At 64.8% G+C, this 22640-nt stretch carries 16 protein-coding genes and 1 pseudogene; 15 read left to right on the top strand and 2 right to left on the bottom strand.

Annotated features, from left to right (window positions below):
* The first annotated feature begins 50 nt into the window (after positions 1-50).
* From G6N58_RS30595 to G6N58_RS27675, 4 genes are read left to right on the top strand one after another with little or no spacing between them, the layout of a single operon-like run.
* Entirely contained in the window at positions 51-1121 is a 1071-nt protein-coding gene (locus G6N58_RS30595) for an ABC transporter substrate-binding protein (protein WP_174904657.1), read from the top strand.
* Positions 1122-1152: 31 nt separating this feature from the next.
* Positions 1153-2328, top strand: a complete 1176-nt coding sequence (locus tag G6N58_RS27685) for an MFS transporter (protein WP_163908484.1) — start codon at positions 1153-1155, stop codon at positions 2326-2328.
* 32 nt (positions 2329-2360) lie between these two features.
* Complete coding sequence (locus tag G6N58_RS27680) at positions 2361-3842, top strand: aldehyde dehydrogenase family protein (RefSeq protein ID WP_115282010.1); 1482 nt, start codon at positions 2361-2363, stop codon at positions 3840-3842.
* Positions 3839-5533: a thiamine pyrophosphate-binding protein gene (locus G6N58_RS27675; RefSeq protein ID WP_115280670.1), complete on the top strand. Its 1695-nt coding sequence runs from the start codon at positions 3839-3841 to the stop codon at positions 5531-5533. The genes G6N58_RS27680 and G6N58_RS27675 overlap by 4 nt, the downstream gene beginning before the upstream one ends.
* A gap of 131 nt (positions 5534-5664) precedes the next feature.
* Here the strand turns inward: G6N58_RS27675 and fgd are convergent, their stop codons facing one another.
* Together fgd and G6N58_RS27665 are read right to left on the bottom strand one after the other, a co-directional pair.
* Positions 5665-6675, bottom strand: a complete 1011-nt coding sequence (fgd, locus tag G6N58_RS27670; protein ID WP_083230912.1) for a glucose-6-phosphate dehydrogenase (coenzyme-F420) — start codon at positions 6673-6675, stop codon at positions 5665-5667.
* Positions 6663-9228 (bottom strand): annotated as a pseudogene (locus tag G6N58_RS27665) (bifunctional FO biosynthesis protein CofGH). The gene fgd and the pseudogene G6N58_RS27665 overlap by 13 nt, the downstream one beginning before the upstream one ends.
* Before the next feature lie 230 nt (positions 9229-9458).
* Here G6N58_RS27665 and G6N58_RS27660 point away from each other — a divergent pair.
* The 11 genes from G6N58_RS27660 to G6N58_RS27610 all read left to right on the top strand — a co-directional run bounded on the left by G6N58_RS27660 (position 9459) and on the right by G6N58_RS27610 (position 22639).
* The gene (locus G6N58_RS27660) at positions 9459-9917 is read left to right on the top strand and encodes an SRPBCC family protein (protein WP_115280671.1); all 459 of its coding nucleotides are present in this window, start codon (positions 9459-9461) and stop codon (positions 9915-9917) included.
* Positions 9917-10714 carry an FAD binding domain-containing protein gene (locus G6N58_RS27655; protein ID WP_115280672.1) on the top strand — a complete coding sequence of 266 codons (798 nt, stop codon included), beginning with the start codon at positions 9917-9919 and terminating at the stop codon, positions 10712-10714. The genes G6N58_RS27660 and G6N58_RS27655 overlap by 1 nt, the downstream gene beginning before the upstream one ends.
* Entirely contained in the window at positions 10711-11232 is a 522-nt protein-coding gene (locus G6N58_RS27650) for a (2Fe-2S)-binding protein (RefSeq protein WP_115280673.1), read from the top strand. The genes G6N58_RS27655 and G6N58_RS27650 overlap by 4 nt, the downstream gene beginning before the upstream one ends.
* Complete coding sequence (locus G6N58_RS27645) at positions 11229-13571, top strand: xanthine dehydrogenase family protein molybdopterin-binding subunit (RefSeq protein WP_163908481.1); 2343 nt, start codon at positions 11229-11231, stop codon at positions 13569-13571. The genes G6N58_RS27650 and G6N58_RS27645 overlap by 4 nt, the downstream gene beginning before the upstream one ends.
* A 105-nt stretch (positions 13572-13676) precedes the next feature.
* A complete protein-coding gene (locus tag G6N58_RS27640; protein ID WP_147289417.1) occupies positions 13677-14384 on the top strand; it encodes a GntR family transcriptional regulator in 708 nt (235 codons plus the stop codon).
* A 185-nt stretch (positions 14385-14569) separates the two neighbouring features.
* A complete protein-coding gene (locus G6N58_RS27635) occupies positions 14570-15565 on the top strand; it encodes an LLM class flavin-dependent oxidoreductase (protein ID WP_163908479.1) in 996 nt (331 codons plus the stop codon).
* An 84-nt stretch (positions 15566-15649) separates the two neighbouring features.
* Positions 15650-16690 carry a tripartite tricarboxylate transporter substrate-binding protein gene (locus tag G6N58_RS27630; RefSeq protein ID WP_115280676.1) on the top strand — a complete coding sequence of 347 codons (1041 nt, stop codon included), beginning with the start codon at positions 15650-15652 and terminating at the stop codon, positions 16688-16690.
* Between the two features lie 110 nt (positions 16691-16800).
* A complete protein-coding gene (locus G6N58_RS27625; protein ID WP_147289418.1) occupies positions 16801-18951 on the top strand; it encodes a tripartite tricarboxylate transporter permease in 2151 nt (716 codons plus the stop codon).
* Between the two features lie 50 nt (positions 18952-19001).
* Complete coding sequence (locus G6N58_RS27620; protein WP_115280678.1) at positions 19002-20213, top strand: MFS transporter; 1212 nt, start codon at positions 19002-19004, stop codon at positions 20211-20213.
* A 102-nt stretch (positions 20214-20315) separates the two neighbouring features.
* Complete coding sequence (locus G6N58_RS27615; protein ID WP_115280679.1) at positions 20316-21266, top strand: alpha/beta hydrolase; 951 nt, start codon at positions 20316-20318, stop codon at positions 21264-21266.
* A gap of 62 nt (positions 21267-21328) precedes the next feature.
* The gene (locus G6N58_RS27610; protein ID WP_197746449.1) at positions 21329-22639 is read left to right on the top strand and encodes a dihydroorotase; all 1311 of its coding nucleotides are present in this window, start codon (positions 21329-21331) and stop codon (positions 22637-22639) included.
* Position 22640: the final 1 nt, after the last annotated feature.

Below are 22640 nucleotides of genomic sequence, written 5' to 3'. Positions count from 1 at the left end.
CCGCCGGGGGGTTCTCGTTACGCCAACAACCAACACAATCAAGGAGAAAAATGTCCAACACCTGCTGTCATGGCCGACGCGCCACGACATTCTTCGCGGCCGGCATGGCCGGTGTGCTTGCCCTGTCTGCGTGTGGATCGGGTTCGGACCAGCCTGCTGAAGAAACCACCGCGGACTCGCTGCGCGTGGCGCTGTCCGCTCAGACGCAGCCGTCTCTGGTGCCGCTGGTCTACGGTGTCGACAACTTCGGCGGCGACGTGGGTCTGGACATCAGTGTCGACAACAACGTCACCATCTTCGACTCGCACGCGACCGCGGCGCAGACCGTGCTCGGCGGGCAGGCTCAGGTGATGGGATCCTCGATCTCGTCGATCCTGGCGGCACGAGAGCAAGGCGAGGACTTCAAGATCTTCTGCCCGTACGTGAGTATGGACGATTTTGTGCTCACGGGAGCCAACGGCGTCACCACGGTGGCCCAACTGTTCGATCCCTCCACGCGGGTTGCCATTGACAGTCCCGGGGGCGCCGGGGCGATCATCCTCAACGCACTGCTGATGGGGGTGGGCGAAGACCGTGGCATCCGGGACATCCCGACACAGCAGATCATCGAGAGTTCGAGCCTGCGCACCGCGGCCTGGGCCGCCGGCGACGTCGACTCGACCGTCATTCACGAAGACCAGTACGAGTCCGCCGCGCCCAACGTCAACGAACCGGTGCGCATCGCCACCCTGTACGAGAACGTCGACACCTTCATCAAAGAAGCCCAGGCTGCAGACGCGGCCTGGCTGGAACAGAATCGGGAACTGGCCGCCAAGTACTGCGCCACCACTCTGAAGGCAATGAAGGCCCTGAAAGCCGACTTCCCGACGTTCCAGAGTGCGGTCAACGAGTACGTCGAGGAGCCGCCCTCGGAGGAGGAACTGCGCGTGTTGTTCGGCTTGATCGAGCAGTACCCCTTCTGGACCGACGACGGTGGCCTCAGTGACGACAGCATGGCCTTCATGATCGACGTGGCCACCGCTTCGGGCGTGCTCACCGAACCGATGAACGCCTCGGACGTGGTGGATCGCGAGACGCTGGAGCGAGCGGTCGAGATTGCCAACGAGCCTGCGGCACAGTAACTGAACGTGCACATTGCGGTGGGACCGCACAGTGCGTAGATCCGACGCGGCATCCACGCTGGCTTCGGTGGTGGTACTCACCGGAGTTCAGGGGGTCGCACCCGCGCTGCCGGAGATGCGCGACGCCTTTGCGCTGGACGACGCGGGCGCATCTGTGCTGACTTTCGGCTATCTCTTGGCCTCCGCCGTGATCGCCGCCCCGGTGGCGGCTCTGGCGGACAGGTTGGGGGAGCGTCGGGTACTGGTGGCGTCACTGCTGGTTTTCGGCGTGGCAGGCGGCGCCGTGATGGGTGCGCCGAACATCTGGGTGCTGATCGCGGCCCGGACCGTCCAGGGTGCGGCCTTCGGAGTGGTCCTGGCGGTGACCATCGGAATCACCGGAAAAGGCCTGGGCACAGTGGCTCTGGCCCGGGCGCAGAGCACCCGGGTCATCGCGATGGCGGTCGCCGAGGTGGTGCTGCCCTTGGCGGCCGGAGGCATCCTCGAAGTGGCCAACTGGCGCGTGGTCGGGGCGCTGCAACTGGCCGCCATCCCGGCCGCGTTGATCTGCGCGGTTCTGCTGACCGGGGACGACGACGTGCCGTCCAAGGACGGTGCGCAACGTGGTCTACGGCCTGCACTCTCGGCGTTGCACACACCGTTCGGCGCCGCCGTCCAGGTGCCCGGCTTCATCCGGTTTCTCCTCAAGTTCGCGGTGCTGACCTACTGGCCTCTACTGGCGGCCGACGACTACGCGATGTCGCCTTGGGCGATCGGGGCAGTGCTCAGTGCCACCGCCGTGGCGAGCATCGTTGCTGCGTGGGCGACCCCGATTCTGATCGGGCAATGGGGTACGGCGTGGCCCACCCTCTCCGGATTGCTCTGTGCGGCAGTGCCGTTGATGGTGTTCCCCGCTGTGCCGTCGGCGATGGTGCTGGCGGTTCTGGTGGTGATCACCGGCCTCGGTGACGGTCTCATCGGAGTTGCCAACAATGTCTCGGCCAGCCTGGCCGCCCCGGATGCCGGGCGGTCGGCGTTCTTCGGGCTCACCGGCTCTGTTCGCAATCTGGGCAAGGTGGCGGCCCTGGCCGTCATCGGTGGGGTGGCCGTGGCGGCTCCGCTGAGCGTGGCCTTCGCGGTGGCCGGGACGGTTGGGTTGGTGTCCACAGCGGTGTTGCCGACCATCGCACGCGGTGAACGGGACCGAGCCCCCGGGAAGCAGCTTTGACAACCAGACCTACCGACAACGAAGGAGCGATGATGGCGCTTGGCACGGATGACCCCGAAGCTGGTCAGCGATACTGGACAGAATGGATCGCGGCGCACACCTGGGGCCTCGGTCCGGATGTGGGGGAGGGGGGCGGTCAGTCTCATCCGATTCTGAATCCTGCCACCGGCGAAGCGCTCTGCAGTATTCGTCATGCTGACGGTGCCGACGTGGAACGTGCTGTTGCACAAGGAAAAGCCGCTTCCGGGGACTGGGCTGCTCGTACGCCGCGTTCCCGCGCCGAGCTGGTTCGCGCGGTTGCCGATGTCTTGGAACGGCATCGGGAGGAGCTGGCGTGGCTCGACACTCTCGACGCCGGCCTACCCCTGTGGATGATGCGCAAAGACGCAGACACGGGAGTGGAACGGATGCGGATGTTCGCCGATCTGGGATACGCGTTGACCGGGCAGACCATTCCTGCCAGCGCAGGGAATCTGCACCTGACGTTCCCCGAACCGTTCGGGGTGGTCGCCAGGATCATCCCGTTCAATCACCCGTTCATGTTTGCAGCTTCCAAGGTCGCTGCCCCGCTGGTGGCGGGAAACACGGTGGTGCTCAAACCTTCGGAGCTGACGCCCTTGTCAGCCCTGCGGATGGCCGAACTGGTCGAGGGGGTTCTGCCGGACGGTGTGCTCTCGGTGGTGCACGGGGGAGCCGATGTCGGTGATGCGCTGGTGCGCCACCGTGAGATCCGCCGCATCGCCTTTACCGGGAGTCATCAGGTCGGTCGCGCGATCCAACGCAGCGCCGCCGATGTGGGCGTCAAACATGTGTCGCTGGAACTGGGCGGCAAGAACGCGATGATCGTGTTCCCAGATGCCGATGTCGATGCCGCGCTGACAGCTGCCGTCAAGGGGATGAACTTCGCCTTCGCCGGGCAGTCGTGTGGATCGACTTCGCGGGTGTTCGTGCACGAATCGTTGCTCGCGGAATTCACCGAGCGGTACGTCGCCGCCGTGAACGCTGTCCGCCAGGGGATGCCCTGGTCGCCGGGCGTCCAGATCGGGCCCATGGTGTCCGCGGCGCAACAGGATCGCGCACACGGATTCGTCGAGCGTGCGGTCGCGGCGGGCGCCCACCTGCTGACCGGCGGTGGCACTCCGGCGGGAGGCGGCGGATTCTTCGTCACGCCAACGGTCTTCGACGGAGTTTCCGCCGAGATGGAGATTGCCAACGAGGAGGTGTTCGGGCCGGTGGTGGCGCTATTCGGTTTCTCCACTGAGGACGAGGTGGTGGGTGCGGCCAACGCAGTGGAGTACGGATTGACGGCAAGCGTGTGGACTCGGGATCTTTCCCTGGCGCACCGGATGTCGCGTCGCCTCGAAGCCGGCTATGTCTGGGTCAACGACACCTCCACACATTTTCCCGGGGTACCGTTCGGCGGTGTCAAGATGTCGGGTATAGGCCGCGAGGAGTCTGCCGACGAGCTGCTGAGCTACACCGAGATCAAGGCCGTGAACCTGGTGCTGTCATGACGCTCTACGGCTCCGACGCCATCGTCGACCTCTTGGTGGACCTGGGAGTGGACCTCATCCCATTGGCTCCCGGCGCCACCTTTCGGGGTCTGCATGACTCGTTGGTACACCACCGTGGTGATGGCCCTGAGATCATCGATTGCCTGCACGAGGAGATCTCGGTGGCGGTGGCGCACGGCTACGCCAAGGCGACCGGCAAGCTGACTGCGGCAGCGCTGCATGACATCGTGGGCCTGCAGCACGCCACCATGGCGATCTACAACGCGTGGTGCGACAGGGTGCCCCTACTGCTTCTGGGCGGGTCCGGCCCCGCCGACGCTGCGTTGCGACGGCCGTGGATCGACTGGATCCACACCGCCAACGTGCAGGCGACCCAAGTGCGCGACTACACCAAGTGGGACGACCAGCCCGGGTCGTTGCCTGCGGCGATGGAATCGCTGGTGCGTGCCCGCCAGTTGGCGATGAGCGCTCCGCGCGGCCCGGTGTACATCGCGGTGGACTCGGAGATCCAGGAAAGCCCCGTGCCGACGGCCTGGTCGGGTATCGAGCCCGGCCGATACCCAGTGGCGCAGCCGCTCTACCCCGGTCGCGATGTGGTTCGTCGGATCGCACAGCGGCTTGTGGGCGCCCGCTCACCGGTGTTGGCCGTGGAATCGGTGGACCGTGACCAGGAGACGCTCGAGCGGCTGGTCGCGCTGGCCGAGACCCTGGGGGCACCGGTGCTGGAAGTGCAGCGTGATTACAACCGCACGGAATTGTGCATGCCGACCCAGCATCCGCTCAACCACACCGGCATGCCGTTGGACGAGGACCCGGACCTGGTACTGGCGCTGGAGGTCCGCGACACCCAGGTGATCCCCGGTTGTGGTGATGCACCGGTGATCCAGGTGTCCACCGCCGGCCTTGCCGCCAAAGCATGGGCCGCTGATCTGCAGCGTGTACAACCTGCCGAGGTGCTGGTGGCAGCCCAGGTGTCGGCAACACTGGAGGTACTCCTGCCCGAGGTGCGCAACTGCGTTGATCGGGCGCGTGCTCAGAGGCGGACGGCGCAGTTGACCGCGCACGCCGCACGCCACCGCGCCGAGTGGCAGAGGGCTGCTTCCGACGACGCAGGGCTGACTGCCGCCGTTCTGGCCGAGCGCCTGCAACGCGCCACTGCGGGTTCAGATCCGGTGCTGGCCAACGGAAGTCTGCACAATTGGGTGCACAGATTGTGGTCGATCGACCACGTGCGCTCGTACTTGGGATCCAGTGGTGGTGCCGGGCTCGGGTACGGACTGGGTGCGTCTGTCGGCGCCGCGCTGGCCCACCGGTCCACCGACCGATTGGTGATCGACATCCAGTCCGATGGGGATGCGTTGATGACACCCGGGGCCCTGTGGACAGCCGCCCACCACCGCGTGCCGCTGCTCGTGGTCGTGGAGAACAACCGGATGTGGGGCAACTCGTTCATGCACGCCCAGAAGATGGCGACGGCGCGGAACCGTACGGGTGCCCGCCCCGGCGTCGGAACGCTGATAGACGATCCGGCGGTGGACTTCGCGGGACTGGCTCGGGCACAGGGCATCACGGCCACCTGGACCGTGACGGAGGGGCAGGAACTGGACCCGGCACTGGCAGCTGCGACTGAGCACGTGCTCACGACGCGGACGCCGGCGCTGGTGGATGTCGTCACCGCCACGCACGGCTGACAGCCACCCCGAGCGTTTTACGGACCCCTGGGGTGACTCCCGGTGCCGCGAACAATCCAGACCGGCCCCGACACGACCTGGTCGAGTAGGTCACCGGGATGATCCGATACCGCAGGCGAACTCGGCTCTGCTCAGCCCAGCTTACGTAGGCGGGGTTCCAGGTCCCGTTGGAACAGTTCCAGGAAGCGGCGCTGGTCGTGACCCGGTGCGTGGAACACCAGGTGGTTGAGACCCCAGTCGACGTAGTCCTTGACCTTGGCGACGGCCTCGTCGGGATCGGAGGCCACGATCCAGCGTTTGGCGACCTGCTCGATGGGCAGCGCGTCGGCGGCCTTCTCCATCTCGATCGGATCGTCGATCGAGTGCTTCTGCTCGGCGGTCAGCGACAGCGGCGCCCAGAAGCGGGTGTTCTCCAGCGCCGCCTCGGGATCGGTGTCATAGGAGATCTTGATCTCGATCATCCGGTCCACGTCATCGGGGTTCTTGCCCGCCGCCTCGGCGCCTTCGCGCATGGCGGGGATGAGCTTGTCCTTGTAGAGCTCCTCGCCTTTGCCCGAGGTGCAGATGAAGCCGTCACCGGCGCGGCCGGCGTACTTGGCCACCTGGGGGCCGCCCGCAGCGATGTAGATCGGGATACCGCCCTCGGGCACGTCGTAGATCGAGGCCCCCTTGGTTTTGTAGTAGTCGCCGTCGAAGTCCACCCGGTCACCGAGCCACAGCTCGCGCATCAGGCGCACCGACTCCCGCAGCCGGGCATAGCGTTCCTTGAACTCCGGCCATTCCCCTTCGTAACCGGTGGCGATCTCGTTGAGCGCCTCACCGGTGCCCACACCGAGGAAGATCCGGCCCGGGTACAGACACCCCATGGTGGCGAACGCCTGCGCAATGACCGCCGGGTTGTAGCGGAACGTCGGGGTCAGCACCGAGGTACCCAGCTGCAGCCGCTGGGTGCGCTCCCCGACCGCGGTCATCCAGGCCAACGACCAAGGCGCGTGCCCGCCCTCGTGGCGCCACGGCTGGAAGTGATCACTGACCGTGGCACTGTCCATTCCGTGCGCCTCGGCGGCCACCGCCAACTCCACCAACTCACGCGGCGCGAACTGCTCCGCCGACGCCTTGTACCCCAGTTTCAGTTCAGCCACAAGCGATCTCCTTCGGTGTAGGTGGTGGTGCGTTGTCGTGCGGGGCGGCCGATGCCGGCGGCGATGGCTTCGAGTTCGGCGACGGTTTTGGCTGAGCCGTTTTCGGAGCCGGCCATGCGGGAGATGGTTTCTTCCATGAGGGTGCCGCCGAGGTCGTTGGCGCCGCCGTTGAGCATGATCTGGGTGCGTTCGACGCCGAGTTTGACCCAGCTGGTCTGGATGGAGGGGATGCGGCCGTGCAGCATGATGCGGGCCAGGGCGTGCACGGCGCGGTTGTCGCGGTGGGTGGGTCCGGGGCGGGCGGCGCCGGCCAGATACAGCGGGCTGGACTGGTGTACGAAGGGCAGCGGCACGAATTCGGTGAAGCCGCCGGTGGTGTCTTGGATGTCGCGCAGGATGTTGAGGTGGCCCACCCAGTGTTTGGGGGTGTCGACGTGGCCGTACATCATCGTTGAACTCGACCGCAGCCCGACCTGGTGGGCGGTGGTGATGACCTCGATCCACATGCTGGTGGGCAGTTTGCCTTTGGTCAGCACCCAGCGCACCTCGTCGTCGAGGATTTCGGCGGCGGTGCCGGGGATGGAGTCCAGGCCCGCTTCGCGCAGCGCGGTCAGCCACTCCCGGATGCTGGTGCCGGCGCGGGTGACGCCGTTGGCGATCTCCATCGGGGAGAACGCGTGCACGTGCATGCCGGGGACGCGGGCTTTGACCGCGCGCACCAGGTCGGCGTAGCCGGTGACGGGCAGCTCGGGATCGATGCCGCCCTGCATGCAGACCTCGGTGGCGCCGGCGACGTGGGCTTCCCAGGCCCGGTCGGCGACCTCGGCGGTGGACAGGGAGAACGCATCGGCGTCGCCCTTGCGTTGGGCGAAGGCGCAGAACCGGCACCCGGTGTAGCAGATGTTGGTGAAGTTGATGTTGCGGTTGACCACGTAGGTCACGTCGTCGCCGACCACATCGCGGCGCAGCGCGTCGGCCAGCGCAGTCACCGCCTCCAACGCGGGCCCGTCGGCGCTGGCCAAGGCGAGGTACTCGTCATCAGAGCACCCGGCGGGGTCTTTTTCCGCCGAGCGCAGCGCGGCCAGCACGTCGGTGTCGATGCGCTCGGGGGCGCGGGCGGCGAGCTCGGTGACCTTGTCGCGGATGGACTCCCAGTCCCCGAACGCCGAGTCCAGATCCGAGCGGGTATCGGTCAACCGGCCCTGGGCGTCGATGGCGGTGTGCAGATCGACCCGGCCCAGCGACTCGGTGGCCTCATCGGGTTCTTGCCAGGGCAGGCCCACCGGGTTCACCGCCCGGGCCCACCCGGTGTCCGGGTCGGCCAGTGCGTCGACGTGCGCGCGGACCCGCGGGTCGATCCACGCCGCGCCGGCCTGGACATAGCGCGGTTGGGCGGTCAGCCGGGCCACCAGGTCATAGCCGGCTTCGGCGGTCACCGCGGCGAGGTCATCGAGGGCCGGCCAGGGCCGCTCGGGGTTGACGTGATCCGGGGTCAGCGGCGACACCCCACCCCAGTCGTCGACCCCGGCGCCGATCAACGCCAGGCACTCGGGGCGGGAGACCAGATTCGGTGGGGCCTGGATGCGCATCTTCGGGCCCATCACCAGCCTGGTCACCGCGACCGTGGCCAGGAAGTCCTCGATCCCGGCGTCGGGGGTCGCGGCCATCGCGGTGTGCTCCTTGGCCCGGAAGTTCTGCACGATCACTTCCTGGATGTGGCCGAACTCCTTGTGCACCCGGCGGATCGCGTGCACGGTCTCGGCGCGCTCGTCCAGGGTCTCCCCGATGCCCACCAACAACCCGGTGGTGAACGGAATCGACAGCCGCCCCGCATCGGTCAGCGTGCGCAGCCGCACCTCGGGGTCCTTGTCCGGGGACCCGTAATGGGCCTGGCCCTTGTCCTCGAACAACCGCCGCGAGGTGGTCTCGAGCATCATGCCCATCGACGGCGCCACCGGCTTGAGCCGCGAGAGCTCCGCCCACGACATCACACCCGGATTCAGATGCGGCAGCAGCCCGGTCTCCTCGAGCACCCGGATCGCCATCGCCCGCACATAATCCAACGTCGAGTCATACCCACGCTCATCAAGCCACTGCCGCGCCTGGCCAGCGCGCCTCCGGCCGATCCCCCAGGGTGAACAACGCCTCCTGACACCCCACCTGCGCACCCCGGCGCGCGACCTCGAGGATCTCATCGGGCTCCATGTACATGCCCCGGCCCGCAGCACGCAGCCGACCCGGCACCGTCACGAACGTGCAGTAATGACAGGTATCACGGCACAAATGGGTGACCGGGATGAACACCTTGCGCGAATAACTGACCGGCAACCGCCCACCCGCACCGCGGCGCCCCTCAGACTCCAGGCCCGCGTCGCGCACCCGCGCCGCCGACGCACACAAATCCACCAGATCATCACCACGCGCCGTCAACGCCAACGCAGCCTCATCCACATTGAGCGCCACCCCATCCCGCGCCCGCCGCAACACCCGACGCAGGGAAGCAGGAGTGGAACCCGACAGGCAGGGGAGAGGTCCTCGCGCCACAGCGGTCACGTGGGGTACCTCCTCGTTGCGGTGATCGGGTTGAGACCGGCCGGGGCGCGGTCGAGAACGCGCTCTTTTTGGATACTAAATCAAAAGTGTAGATTTTTGTTTGCGGCACCGCGCCGACGCTTCACTGGAGGGCCAGATTCAGCGCATTCCACCGCTGCCCTGTTGCAGATGTGTGCTGAGCCCCTTAGATTGGATCTAAAATTCAATCCACGACTCCCTGCGAGGACACGATGCCACGTACCGAGTTCCACCGAGACCTACCCGTGAAAGCCGATGCGGCGCAGACCTGGGACGCGATGATCGACGTGCCTCGCCTGGTGGGTTGGGTCTCCGTTGTCGAGGACGCGGTGGAGCTGGAACCGTTGAGCAAGTACACAGCCGTGCTGATGGATCGCCTGGGTCCCTTCAAACTGCGCGCCGACCTCGATGTCACGGTCAGTGAGGTGAACCCAGGGCGGTCATTGCGCGTCCGGGCAAGCGGTGAGGACCGACAGGTCGGCTCGAGACTGCTCGTTCTGGCCACGATGCAGGTGCGCCCCGAAGAACACGGGTCGTGCATCGTCGTCGACGGGGTCTACGAAGTGACGGGCAAGGTGGCCAGCATGGGCCCGGGAACCATCAACAAGAAGGCGCAGAAGGTACTCGACGAATTCTTCGGTGCGGCCGCGGGCGAGCTCGGGGGTCGCTGATGCTGCCACCGTTTCACCTGATCCGTCCCCGCACGCTCGACGAAGCCCTGGAATCGATCAGTGAGGACAAGGTCCCCTACTGCGGCGGGACCGAGCTACTGCTGGCGATGCGGGCCGGGTTGCACAGGCCCGCCGCCTTGGTCGACCTCAAGCGACTACCCGAGCTCAATGGCGTTCGGCGCGACAATGACGTCGTCGTCATCGGCGCCGGTGAACGGCACATCGACCTGTCGCACGATGCCACCGTGCGAGGCGTGTTGCCCATGCTTGCGAAAGTGGAAGCAGCAGTGGGTAATGCACGCGTCCGTGTCCAAGGCTCGATCGGCGGCAATCTGTGTTTCGCCGAACCCAAGTCCGACGTGGCCACCGCGTTGGTTGCCTACGGTGCCGAGGTGTCCCTGGCGGGCCCAGCCGGTGTCCGCAGGTTACCGGTGTCGGAGTTCGTGGCCGGACCCTACTGGGCGGACAAGGAACCAGACGAGCTGCTGGTCGACATACGTGTTCCGGTACCGGATCCCGGGACCCGCGCGGTCTATCTCAAGTACCAGGTGACCGAGCGTCCGACAGTGGGGGTGGCATTGGTGCACGACCCGCGGGCCGGGCTCTGCCGACTTGTGATCGGGGCAGTGGGAGAGGTCCAGACGCTCTGGACTTTCGGTGAGCCGGCGGAGATCCAACCTGATTCTGTTGCGGCGGAACTGGATCCCACCCCGGATCTGGCCGGTTCTGATCGCTACAAGAGACACGTCGCTGCCGTTTTCGTACGACGGGCGCTCGCCGCTGTGGAGGCTGCATGAGTATCGAGGAACTCGCTGTCGTCGACATTTCGTTGACGGTCAACGATGTGGTGGTCACGCGAACCGTCGCTGCGCGCACCCTGCTGGCCGACTTTCTGCGGGAGGACCTGGGGCTGACGGGTACCAAGGTCAGCTGCGAACTCCAGGTGTGCGGAGTCTGCACCGTCCTGGTTGACGACCGGCCGGTCAGCGCGTGCACCTTCCTGGCCGCCGACGCCGACGGCGCGGCGGTGCGTACGGTCGAAGGGCTCGCCGAAGGCGGGGCACCCAACCGCCTACAAGAGGCTTTTGTCGATCACCACGCGTTGCAGTGCGGCTTCTGTACACCGGGGTTCCTGATGATGTCGACGGCCTTGTTGGAGTCGGCCGAGCAACCGCTCGACCGCGAACAGATCGTGGAACATCTCGAAGGCAACCTGTGTCGATGTACCGGATATCTCCCGATCATCGATGCCGTCTGCGAGGTCGCCGCCGAACTGTCGCCCTGTGCTCGCCGCCGAACAGGTGGACAGCGATGATCGACGATTCCGCTTCGCACAGTCGCCATGAGCTTCGTTCGGTACATGCTGATGCCTACCGGACCGTCGGCCGTTCGGTGCGCCGGCGCGATCTGGTCGAGAAGGTGCTCGGAACCGCGCAGTACACCGTCGACGTCACGATGCCGGGCATGCTGCACGCCAAGGTGGTCCGTGCCGATCGGGCCCACGCGGAGATTCTCGGCATCGACGTGAGCAGAGCGCTGGCGATGCCGGACGTAACCGCCGTGGTGACGGCCGACGATCTGCAAAAACTCTTTCCGCGATTCGGCCACATCATCTCGGATCACTTCATCCTGGCCACCGGCAAGGTCCGCTACTTCGGCGAGCCCCTGGCGATCGTTCTTGCCGAAAGCCGTTCTGCAGCAGCTGATGCCGTTGATCTTGTTGATGTGAGTTACGAGGAGTTGCCGGCAGTCCTCTCGGCGGAAGACGCCCTGGCCGGCGGTGCACCTCTGGTGCACGAGACCGCGTACGCTGCCACCGCCGACGCGTCCTTCAAGGAGCTGACCGATTCGGAAGGGGACGGCGGTGAGAACGAACTCACCAACGTCGCCCACGAAGTCGAGATCGGGTGGGGTGACGTGGACGCTGCGTTCGCCGAGGCGCATCTCATCGTCGAAGGCACCACCCGCTATCCCATGCTCTACGCGTATGCGATGGAGCCCTACAACGCAGTGGCGTCATACGGTGAGGACGGATTGACCGTCATCACCACCGCCCAGCATCCATTCATGGTCCGTGACGATCTGGCCCGCATATTCGGGCTGCCCCTGGCCAAGGTGCGCGTGAGCGCACCGTATCTCGGGGGCGGCTACGGCTCCAAGTCGTATACCAAAGTGGAACCCCTGGCCGCGGTGGCATCGTGGTTGGTGGGCCGACCGGTGAAATTGATGCTCGCGGTGGACGAGGCGATCTACACCACGCGGGTCGACGATGCCGTGGTTCACGTCAAGAGCGGTTTTGATGCCGATGGTCGTATCCTGGCCCGTGAGTTCGACATCACCATGGATTCGGGGGCCTACGCCGACAACAGTCCCCTGGTGCTGACCAAGTCCGTCAACCGTTGCTTCGGTCCCTACCGGGTGCCGAACCTGCGCGCCCGCGGGCGCTCGGTCTACACCAACACCGCACCAGCGTCGTCCTACCGGGGTTTCGGTGCTCCTCAGGGCAATCTGGCCGGGGAGACGAACATGGACCAGGCCGCAGACCGACTGGGGATGTCCCGGGCGGACATTCGCCGCCTGAACCTGGTCCGATTCGGAGAGGAGATCCTGCCCGGCAACCGCGGCATCGACGCCGATCTGCCGGCAGACCTGGACATGGTTGTCGGCTCGCTAGAAGACGGCAGACGGGACGTGCCCTACTACGGTGTCGGTTTCGGCGCAGCAGCGTCCGACGCCGGGGCATACCCGATCTCGACCGCTCAGGTGCGGGTCGAGACCGACGGTTCGGTTATCGTGCTCTCCGGGTCCACCGAAATGGGACAGGGCAGTAAGTCGCTACTCGCGCAGATCGTCGCCGAGGAGTTCGGAATCGACCTGCAGTCGGTATCGGTGGTCCAATCCGACACGTCTGCTTCCTCATACGAGCGGACAACGGGTGCAAGCCGCACGACCACCCTGGCCGGATTGTCGGTACAGCGAGCCTGCGCGGATGCCCGCGGGAAGCTACGCGCGATGGCAGCCGAGCTGTGGTCCTGCGACGCTGCCGAGGTCCGCGACACCGCGGGGGGCGTCACCGGCCCGGGTGGATCTTCTCTGGGCCTCGGCGCGGTGGTACGTCAGTGGTTCGGCGGTTCGGCCGGTGAGGTGGTGGGTGTGGGCGCCGTACGTCGTGAAGGTGCCACGAAGAAGATGCCACCGTTCTGGGAGACCGGCATGGTGGGCGTTGCGGTCGAAATCGACCCAGAGACAGGCTATGTCACCGTGGACCAGCTGGTGACCTGCGCCGATGTCGGCTTTGCCATCAACCCGCAGGCGGTCGAAGGGCAGGATCTCGGCGCCGCGACCCAGGGTCTGGGTGCGGCGCTCTACGAAGAACTCGTCTACGACGGGCCCCAGCTGGCGAATGCAAATGTGGTGGACTACCGGGTGCCTCGAGCCAAGGACCTGGCACGCCGCGTCGACCTGATGATCGCCGAACGCCGGGACGGAATTGGACCCTACGGCGCCAAAGGCGCCGGCGAAGGCCAGCTGAACCCGATCGGAGGTGCAGTGGCCGCAGCGGTGGCGCAGGCAATCGGGCGGTGGCCGACCCGACTCCCCCTGACGCCCGAGCGGGTGTGGAGGCTCCTCAACGACCTGCCGGAGACGGATTGAAGGACTGATACCGGTTCGTAGGTCAGTTGATCTAAAATGCAGAGAGCAGATTCGGGCTCAGGGGGGCTTTGAATACGAGATGCAGGTCGGCAACAAGGAGTGAAGATGGCGCGAAGCGCCGAGAATGCGTTGTCCGATGTGGACTCACAGAATCTCAGTCAGATCGCACAGTCTGTTCGGGGGACATTCCAGTCCGTGGAAGGCATGACCCAGGCCTTCATCCGGGAAGCGATCATGCAGGGCATATTTCCGCCGGGGCAGCGACTCAACCTCGATGCGATTGCGGAGTCGCTCGGCGTCAGCCGGATGCCGGTTCGCGCCAGCCTTCGGCAGCTCGAAAACGAGGGCTTGGTGCAGATCAATCATCACCGCGGTGCAACTGTCTCGGTGTTGAGACCCGAGGAGATCAACGAGATCTACGAGCTGCGTATTCTGCTCGAGACGTACCTGCTCAAGCTCGCCATTCCCGCGCTGGATGACGCCCTGGTCGATCAGCTCGAGACCATCGCGCATGAGCTCGAGGACACCACTGAACTCGGCAAACGGCTCGAACTGCGCTTCCAGCTCTACGAGAAGCTCTATCAGCGTGCTGAGCGTCCGCGCGCCCTAGCCCAGGTGGGAATGCTGCGCGGGTCAGTGGGCAGGTATCTCCTGTTGCAACGCGTCGATGAACAGCACAGCCATGAGGAACTCATTGCCCAGTTGCGTGCGCGAGACTCGGAATCGGCGATCGCCTGGCTGGTGATCCACCTCCGCAAAGTCTCGCAGAAGCTGCAGGACATCGTGGCTCGCGAGGAGATGGCGACCGCCTGATCGACGCGAGACAACCCAGTCGACAACGGGCCTCCCGAGATTCGCATCTCGGGAGGCCTTTTTTCTGGTGAATCTCTTTACGTCGGTGTTACTCAGTCCGCCCCTTTTATCTTAGATTTTGGATACACTTCCTTCGTCAAGTGTCGACAAGGAGTCGTATGTCACAGATTTCATTCGGAGTGCGAGTGCCCAATTCCGGGCCGTTGTCCTCTGTAGCCAACATCAACCGGGCCGCGGTCGAAGCCGAGGAGATGGGCTTCGATTCGATTTTTTTGCATGATCACGTGGTGTGGAGCACCGAGATGCACCGTCACCACATCTCGTCCGGTGCACACGAGGCCCTCGACAGCGATCAATCAGCCGATTTCTACGAGGCGCTCACCACGATCGGATATCTGGCCGCCAAGACCTCGCGTGTGCGAATTGGTGTGGCGTGCTTGGTGATGCCGACGCGCAACCCGATCTACGCTGCCAAGCAACTGGCAACTCTTGATCACCTGTCAGGTGGCCGCTTGATCGCGGGAGTCGGTCTTGGGTCGAAGGCATCGAGAGAATCGAGCGAGTTCGACGTGTTCGGAGTCCCGTTCTCGGCACGAGCCCGGATGACAGACGAATTCGTCGAAGCGATGCGGGCCATCTGGACTCAGCCGCTGGCCACCTTTTCGGGACGGCATGTCGAGTTCAAAGACGCCGAGATCTACCCGAAACCCCTGCAGAGGCCGGGACCTGAGGTATGGGTCGGCGGATGGACAGACGCGGCAGCTCGGCGCACCGGGCGAATCGGTGATGGTTGGGTGCCGGGCTGGCTGTCGCCGTCAGAGATGGCTCGCGGTGCCGTGATCGTGCGGGATACCGCGATGGAGAACGATCGTGACCCCTCGAAGATCACGATAGCGGTGGAAAAGCTCACGGTCATCGACACCGACCGCGATGCGGCCATGGCACGAGCTATTCCCACTGTGCAGACCAGTTCTCAGACTTATGAACGCGACGTCGACCAAATCCAGTTCGCCCTGGACAGGCACATTTTCGGCTCCGTGGACGACGTCAAACGACGCGTGGGTGAGTTCGTCGATGCCGGCGTGACGCACTTCGAGCTCAAGTTCATCTATCCCACCATGGACGAGCTGACGCGGCAGATGGAGTTGTGGGCTGCAGAGATACTGCCGGCGTTTCGCTGACCACAGCACGGCGCGGGCGCGCGACGGGACACGGAAATCAATGGTGAAGGCAATGTTTCGACCTCAGAAAGGACGTCAGGCGGTATGAAGAACACCTTGTCACAACGGCAGCGTCGAGGCTTGCGTGCGCTGACCGTCGGACTGGTCACCGCGCTCAGCGTGACCTCGTGCGGCGGATCCAATTCAGAGAGTTCGGCCGGGGGTGACGGCGCAGCGGGAGCATGGACGCCCGACAAGGACATCACGTGGATCGTCCCGTACAGCGCCGGCGGTGGGTTCGATGTCTATGCCCGCGGCATCTCACAGGTCATGCAGCAGACCCAGACACCTGACGGTGTGAACATCGTCATTCGGAACATGCCCCCTCTGCCGCAGGGGATCACGCAGATGTTCAACGCCAAGCCAGACGGCTACACCGTCGGGATCTTGCCGATGCCGGCCGCCATCGCCCAAGAGATCCAGGATCCTGATCTCGCCAGATGGAAGACCCGCGACTTCACCGTGCTCGGAAGCGTCGACGAGAATGCCTACGTCGTCTACGTCGCGAGTGATTCGCCGTATCAGACCATCGAGGACCTGCAGAGCGCACAGGGCCTGCGTTCGCTGACCGTCGAGGAGGGGTCGTCTTCGGCTCTGGCCGGAGTGGCCACCATCGAGGCACTTGATCTGGACGCCAATGTCACCTACGGGGCCGAGGGCTCCGCAGAGGTGGTCACTGGGTTGATCAGGGGCGACGCCGACTTCATCGTGTACGGGTCCACAGATGTGACTGGGTTCGTCGAATCGGGAGACATCCGACCGGTGCTGTTCCTGGGCACCGAGGACCAGCGGCCCGAGTCACTGGAATGGCTGGCCGACGTACCGAGCGCGGACTCGAAAGGGTTCGAGGACCTAGGTGGTGCGGTGACCGAACTACGACTGATCGTGGCACCGCCGGGGTTGCCGGAGCAGCAAGCCACCTATCTGCGGGACGCCGTGTACGCCACGATGAGCAGCCCAGAGTTTGCAGAGTGGGCAAAGACGGCAGACCGTCCCATCATTCCGCGCGACTGGGAGGCGGCCACCGAGGTGATGAACGCGCAGATCGTGCAGATGGAGGAACTGGTTCCATCGCTGACGAAGTGAGCATCTCGCCCACAGTCGCCCGCACCATGTCGGCAACTGTGGGCGGATCTCCGGCGGTTTCGCACGCCGACAGGATCTGACGACGGAGAGCGAGGACAGACGTGAGTTTCATGGGTGCGCTGCCTGACGCGCTCGCCGCGATGATGACGTGGCCATTTCTTGTGGCCTTTCTGATCGGGTGCGCCAACGGCATGTTGACCGGGCTCCTGCCCGGGCTCGGTGGGTCGGTCGGGATTGCCCTGATGATCCCGTTCACCTACGGCATGGAAACCACGGTTGCCATGGGGCTGTTCGTAGCGGCAATCGCGGGGCAGTCCTTCACCGGTTCGGTGAGCGCGATCTTGCTGAACATCCCCGGGTCGTCCCCCAGCGCAGCAACCACACTCGACGGATACCCCTTGGCCCGGCAGGGACGGGGCGGATTCGCCATCGGTATCTCGGCCTCGGCGTCTTTCCTGGGTTCGTTGATCGGCACGGTGGTGCTGATCGCATTGATCCCCGCGGTCCGACCGTTGGTGCTGTCGTTCTCTTTTCCCGAGTTCACGCTGCTGGGGCTTCTCGGGCTGGTGATCATTGCGATGGCGTCGCGCGGCTCGATGCTCAAAGGCATCGTGGCGGGTCTCCTCGGTGTGCTGTTCTCGTTCGTCGGATTCGCCCCGGTGGGCGGGGACGTCCGGTACGCGTTCGATCAGCCCGCGCTGTTCAACGGATTCGAAGTTGTCGTGGTCCTCGTTGGCATGTTCGCGATCACCGAGGCGCTGGAGTTGTTGCGTACCAATCAAACTGTGGCTCGCACGGGAACACCGACCAAGTTCGGCTACCGGCAGCTCTTCGAAGGTGTGGTCTACACCCTCAAACAACCGTTCCTTCTGATCCGCAGCTCTCTTATCGGCACCGGTATCGGAATCATCCCGGCGGTGGGTGGGACGGTCGCGGCGTTCCTGGCTTACTTTCAAGCTGCTCGCACCGTGAAGAACCCGAAGTTCGGCCAGGGGGATCCGCGCGGCGTTCTGGCACCTGAGGCGTCCAATGACGCGAAAGACTCCGGATCAGCGCTACCCAGTCTGGCATTCGGAATACCGGGGAGCTCGGACTGGGCGATCGTCATGGGCGCCATGGTGATCCACGGCCTCACACCCGGGCCGAACTTGATCAGGGAGAGCCCCGACATCATCTGGATTGCCATAGCGGTGCTGGTGGCGGGCAGTCTGCTCTCATCGTGTCTCGGATTGCTGTTCGGTCCGCAGCTTCTGCACATCACTCGGATCAAGCCCGCCATTCTCTCGCCGATGGTTCTGATGCTGGCCGTGGTCGGAGCATTTGCCTTGAACCTCAGCATCATCGACGTGCTGGTGTCGATCGGTTTCGGGCTGGTCGCCTACGTCATGCGGTCGGTGGGCATGCCGTTGATCCCCCTCATCCTCGGTTTCATCCTCGGACCGCTGGTGGAACGGTCCTATCTGCAGACCATCTCCACCTACGGTGGTCTGCAGGGGTTTGTCACGCGGCCGATCTCGGTGGTGTTGCTCCTACTCATCGTCGCGATAATCGGATACGAGGTGTACTCGGCGCGCCGCACCGCCAGCCGGGCGTCCGCCGATCTGGTCCGCGGGGTCGATTCGGCGACGCGCCCATGGGCGTTGGCAGTGATGGGAGCCTTCGGGCTGGTGGCAGTCGCCGCACTGGTGATGGCCACCGAGTTCAGTACCGACGGCGCCACTTTCCCCATGATCACTTCCGTCCTGCTGATCCTGCTGATCGGTGGATACCTGCTCATCGCGACCGTGCCTGCGCTGCGCGTCCGTGCAGGCGCGGTGATCGCCGACGGCGGCGGTATGGAACATGTTGTCGCGCACCTCGAACACGGGGTAGCCGTTCGAGGCGACACCGCGCACGACACCGCATCAGTGGATCGCCCGAGTGAGGGGTCGGGAGGGCGCAGCGGGGCCAGGCAGCCCGTACAGCGTGAATTCACCCAGTCACCGGTGGTCGAGGAGCGTGCCACAGCAGAGGAATCCACCGGCATGCAGCGTCGTCTGCGGCTGAGTCTGACGCTGGTGGTGGCCATGTTGGCGATCACCGTCCTGTTCGGTGTCGAGTGGGCGGTCCCCTTCACCCTGTTCAGCTTCATGAAGCTGGTGACGAAAGAGAGCTGGCGCACGACGGTGGTGACAACGATCCTGGGTTCTGCGGTGTTCTATCTGGCGTTCCACACGTTCTTGGGAGTGCCGTTGGAGGGTGGAATGTTGTTGTCCTACTGAACTTTCGAAGATCACTTTCTGGCCGGCTACCGTGATGAGATGGGGGATCGATGCCGCATCCGACGACGCGTGCGCAGCGGCCGGGGCCGATCATCTGGGTTGCCAGTCTGACGGCGGGCCTGCTCACCTCGGGCATGCAGGGCATCGTCCCGGCCATACCTGCGATCCGGGACCATTTCGGACTGGACAATTTCGAGATCAGTCTCATCACCGGCGTTTATCTGTTGCCCGGGGTGTTCTCGGCGTTTGCGGCGGGGTGGCTTTCCCAGCGCATCGGTGAACGACCGGTCGTGATCGGAGGACTCGGGGTGTACGGCCTCGGGGGAGTGACACTGCTGGTGACACACGACCTGGGCACGTTGTTGGCGGTCCGCTTCTGCCAGGGCATCGTGTTCGGGGCCCTGCTGTCGATCACGGTGGGCATCATCGGATCGGTGGCTCCGTCTGGACCGATGGCCCATCGTGGTCAGAGTCGGCGAATCGTGGTGATGGCGGCCTCGGAGGCGCTTTTTCCCGTTGCGGGAGGCTTTTTGCTGGCGGTGTCCTGGTACGCACCATTCGCAATGCAGATCACCACCCTGCCGTTGGCCGTGGTCGCGTGGTTCGTACTGCCTCCCAGGCGCCCGCACGCGTCCAGCCCCACGGGCCCAGCGGCTGCGGGGGTGTCGGTGTGGAAAGCGCCGGCAATCGTAGGAGTTCAAGTTCTGGCGGCTGCCAGGTTCGTCTTCAAGTTCTCGATGTTGACCTACGCGCCGGTGCTCGCGGTCGACCTGGTAGGCATGTCGCCTGCGTTGCTCGGCCAGATCATCGGTGTCTCCAGTGTTTTGGCGGTGATCACCGCCCTGCTGTCGGAACGGATGGCGGCACGACTCCGCTCGTCGGAGTTGATCCTGGCATGCATGCTGTTGATCGCCGTCAGTTTGATACTCATCGGCAGCGCCGCGTCGGTCTGGGTGGTGGCCATTGGTCTGCTGATCTACGGAGTCCAGGACGGCGTTTTCGGCGTCGCGCACAACGTTCTGGTCAACGAACTGGCCCCGGTGGGCTCGCGAATGGCATACGTCGGTTTGACCGGAACGGTGAGAAACGCCGGAAAGTTCTTGGCGCCGTTACTGTTCGGTGCCGGCACACTGGTCCTGTCGCTACCAGACACCTTTTTCGCGTTCGCGGCTGTCAGCGTACTGAGTGCGGTTGTGGCACAAAGGGTTGCGCGCACACAGCGCGCGCTGGAGCGGGCCGGACCAGGGGAGTCGGGAGGGTGAGATCGAACCCGGATTTCCCCAGGCACTTCCCCCAAAGTGGATTTTATATCTAAGATGTGAAGGCAGCGGTTCGCTGGTTTGAGAGCTAAGGAGTTTCGCGCGATGCGCACTACACCCGTCACGTTCTACAGCGAGGGCGAGCGGATCGCTGCGCTGTGGCGAACACCGGATGCCACCGACGGCCCGCTTCGGGCGATAGTGCAAGGGCCGGGTTGGCTCGGCCTCAAAGACGCCAAGCTGTACGTGCGCTACCACGAGGCACTCACCGCAGCCGGGTTCGGCGTGCTGGTGTTCGACTATCGCGGGTTCGGTGATTCCGAAGGTGATCGGGGTTACCTCTCGCCGGCATGGCAGCTGGATGACCTGATCAACGCCGTCACGTACCTGACCACTCGCGACGACGTGATCTCCGATGCCATAGGTGTTTTCGGCACCGGTGGAACCGGGGGCGGCAATGCGGTTCTGCTCGCGGCCACGGACGCCCGGATCAAGGCCGCGGTCTCGCAGGTGCCGGTTGCCGACGGCGACGACTGGCTGCACCGGATGCGGTCGGAATCCGACTGGCTCGCCTTCCTCGCGGACCTGGAAGCCGACCGCAGGACGCGGGTGCTGGAGGGGGCAGGCAGACGAGTGCACCCCCGGGAAGAAATCATGGTTCCCACCGCCGAACGACGAACCACCACAGTCAAAGCTGATGTGGACGACAGGATCCCCACCAGCGTGCCGCTGTCCTGCGCGGAGGAGATCCGGGCATACAAGCCGCTGGCGGCTGCGGCCGGCCTCACCACCCCCTTGCTGGTCATCGGGGTGGACAAGGACGCGACGACACCGACTGATCACGCAGAAGCGTTGTATGAGGCGGCGATGGGCCCCAAAGAGCTCATCGTGCAACGACACACGACGCACTACGCCGCCTATGACCGGTACTGGGAGCAGACCACGCCCCGCATCGTCGAGTGGTTCGACCGCTATGTCGGCGGGATAGATCTCGAAATACGAAGCAGAGTCGACCCATCGGGTTCGGCCACCGTCACGACAGGAGAACAGTCATGAGTGTCAATCTGAGGGTGACCGGTGGTACGGTCCTGACCCCCTCCGGAGGTCTCACGGCCGACGTGCTGGTCCAGGACGGGAAAATCGTCGGGCTGGTGGATGGTTCGCTGCACATCGACGCCGATCGCACAGTCGACGCCAGCGGCAAGGTGGTACTGCCCGGCATGGTCGATGTTCACGTACACACCCGCGAACCGGGTTTCGAGCACAAGGAGGATATCGAAACCACGAGCAGGCAGGCTGCCGTCGGCGGGGTCACCACCATTTTCGGTATGCCCAACCTGAATCCGCCGACCAACGACGTCGAGACCTTGACCGACGTGTTCGAACGGTACTCGCGGACGTCGATCGTCGACTACAACCACAACCCGGCGCCCACGAACTACGACCAGATACAACCGATGGCCGAGATGGGCATCAACGCCTACAAGATCTACATGGTGGTCGACACCGGGCGGACCTATCCACACCCGGCGGGCACGGGCATGCACGATCACGGGCATCTGCTCAAGATGATGGACCTCATTGCCAAGACCGGCGCCAGGTTCATCATTCACCCGCATGACCAGGCACTCATGGATTACATCGAGGGCGAATATCTGGCGCGCGGCGAGAACACGCCGCAGGCGTACGCGAGCGCCTATGCGGCCCGTTCGGGGGTCATCTGGGACACCGCGATCGACGTCTGCCTCCGGCTGGCCGAGGCGTCCGGTTGTCCGATCCACATCGCTCACATGCAAACCAAGCGATCCATCGACGCAGTGCGTCGGGCCAAGGCCGCGGGTGTCGACGTCACCTGCGAGGTGAACCACTGGGCACCTTTCTTGTCGACCTGGGATGACGTCGAACGACTGGGGCCCTATGCACTGTCCTACTGGGTGCCTGACGAAGGGCGGGAGGCGATCTGGGAAGGCATGGTCGACGGCACCATCGACATCTGCTCGTCAGACCACGCGCCGCACACCCGAGAGGAGAAGGAAATCGGGTGGACCAAGATGTGGAGCTGCCACACCGGCACTCCCGGCATCCAGTATTACTATCCGCTGCTGCTCGACGCCGTGAACAAGGGCCACCTGACGCTGGATCGAGTGGTTTCCCTGGTGGCCACGCGCCCGGCCGAAGCGTTCGGCTTGTGGGGTACCAAAGGCACGATCCAGGTGGGTGCGGACGCCGATTTGGTTGTGGCCGACATGAATTCGACTTGGACGATCGCCAACGACCAAGTGCTGTCCAGGTGCGGCTGGACGCCGTACGACGGGCGGGAGATCAGCGCAAACATCGACCGGACATTCGTCCGCGGTGAGGAAGTGTTCAGCGGCGGCGAGGTGATCGGCAAACCGGGATACGGCCGCCTCGCAACGGTCAACCGCTGAC

It is taken from the genome of Mycolicibacterium tokaiense, from assembly GCF_010725885.1.
Lineage (GTDB): Bacteria > Actinomycetota > Actinomycetes > Mycobacteriales > Mycobacteriaceae > Mycobacterium > Mycobacterium tokaiense.
This window is presented reverse-complemented; position numbering and strand designations above follow the sequence as displayed.

Bases quoted from the DNA above. Each gene is read 5' to 3' on its own strand.
- G6N58_RS30595 (WP_174904657.1), top strand. From the start codon at position 51: ATGTCCAACACCTGCTGTCATGGCCGACGCGCCACGACATTCTTCGCG.
- G6N58_RS27680 (WP_115282010.1), top strand. From the start codon at position 2,361: ATGGCGCTTGGCACGGATGACCCCGAAGCTGGTCAGCGATACTGGACA.
- G6N58_RS27675 (WP_115280670.1), top strand. From the start codon at position 3,839: ATGACGCTCTACGGCTCCGACGCCATCGTCGACCTCTTGGTGGACCTG.
- G6N58_RS27660 (WP_115280671.1), top strand. From the start codon at position 9,459: ATGCCACGTACCGAGTTCCACCGAGACCTACCCGTGAAAGCCGATGCG.
- G6N58_RS27655 (WP_115280672.1), top strand. From the start codon at position 9,917: ATGCTGCCACCGTTTCACCTGATCCGTCCCCGCACGCTCGACGAAGCC.
- G6N58_RS27650 (WP_115280673.1), top strand. From the start codon at position 10,711: ATGAGTATCGAGGAACTCGCTGTCGTCGACATTTCGTTGACGGTCAAC.
- G6N58_RS27645 (WP_163908481.1), top strand. From the start codon at position 11,229: ATGATCGACGATTCCGCTTCGCACAGTCGCCATGAGCTTCGTTCGGTA.
- G6N58_RS27640 (WP_147289417.1), top strand. From the start codon at position 13,677: ATGGCGCGAAGCGCCGAGAATGCGTTGTCCGATGTGGACTCACAGAAT.
- G6N58_RS27630 (WP_115280676.1), top strand. From the start codon at position 15,650: ATGAAGAACACCTTGTCACAACGGCAGCGTCGAGGCTTGCGTGCGCTG.
- G6N58_RS27625 (WP_147289418.1), top strand. From the start codon at position 16,801: ATGGGTGCGCTGCCTGACGCGCTCGCCGCGATGATGACGTGGCCATTT.
- G6N58_RS27620 (WP_115280678.1), top strand. From the start codon at position 19,002: ATGCCGCATCCGACGACGCGTGCGCAGCGGCCGGGGCCGATCATCTGG.
- G6N58_RS27615 (WP_115280679.1), top strand. From the start codon at position 20,316: ATGCGCACTACACCCGTCACGTTCTACAGCGAGGGCGAGCGGATCGCT.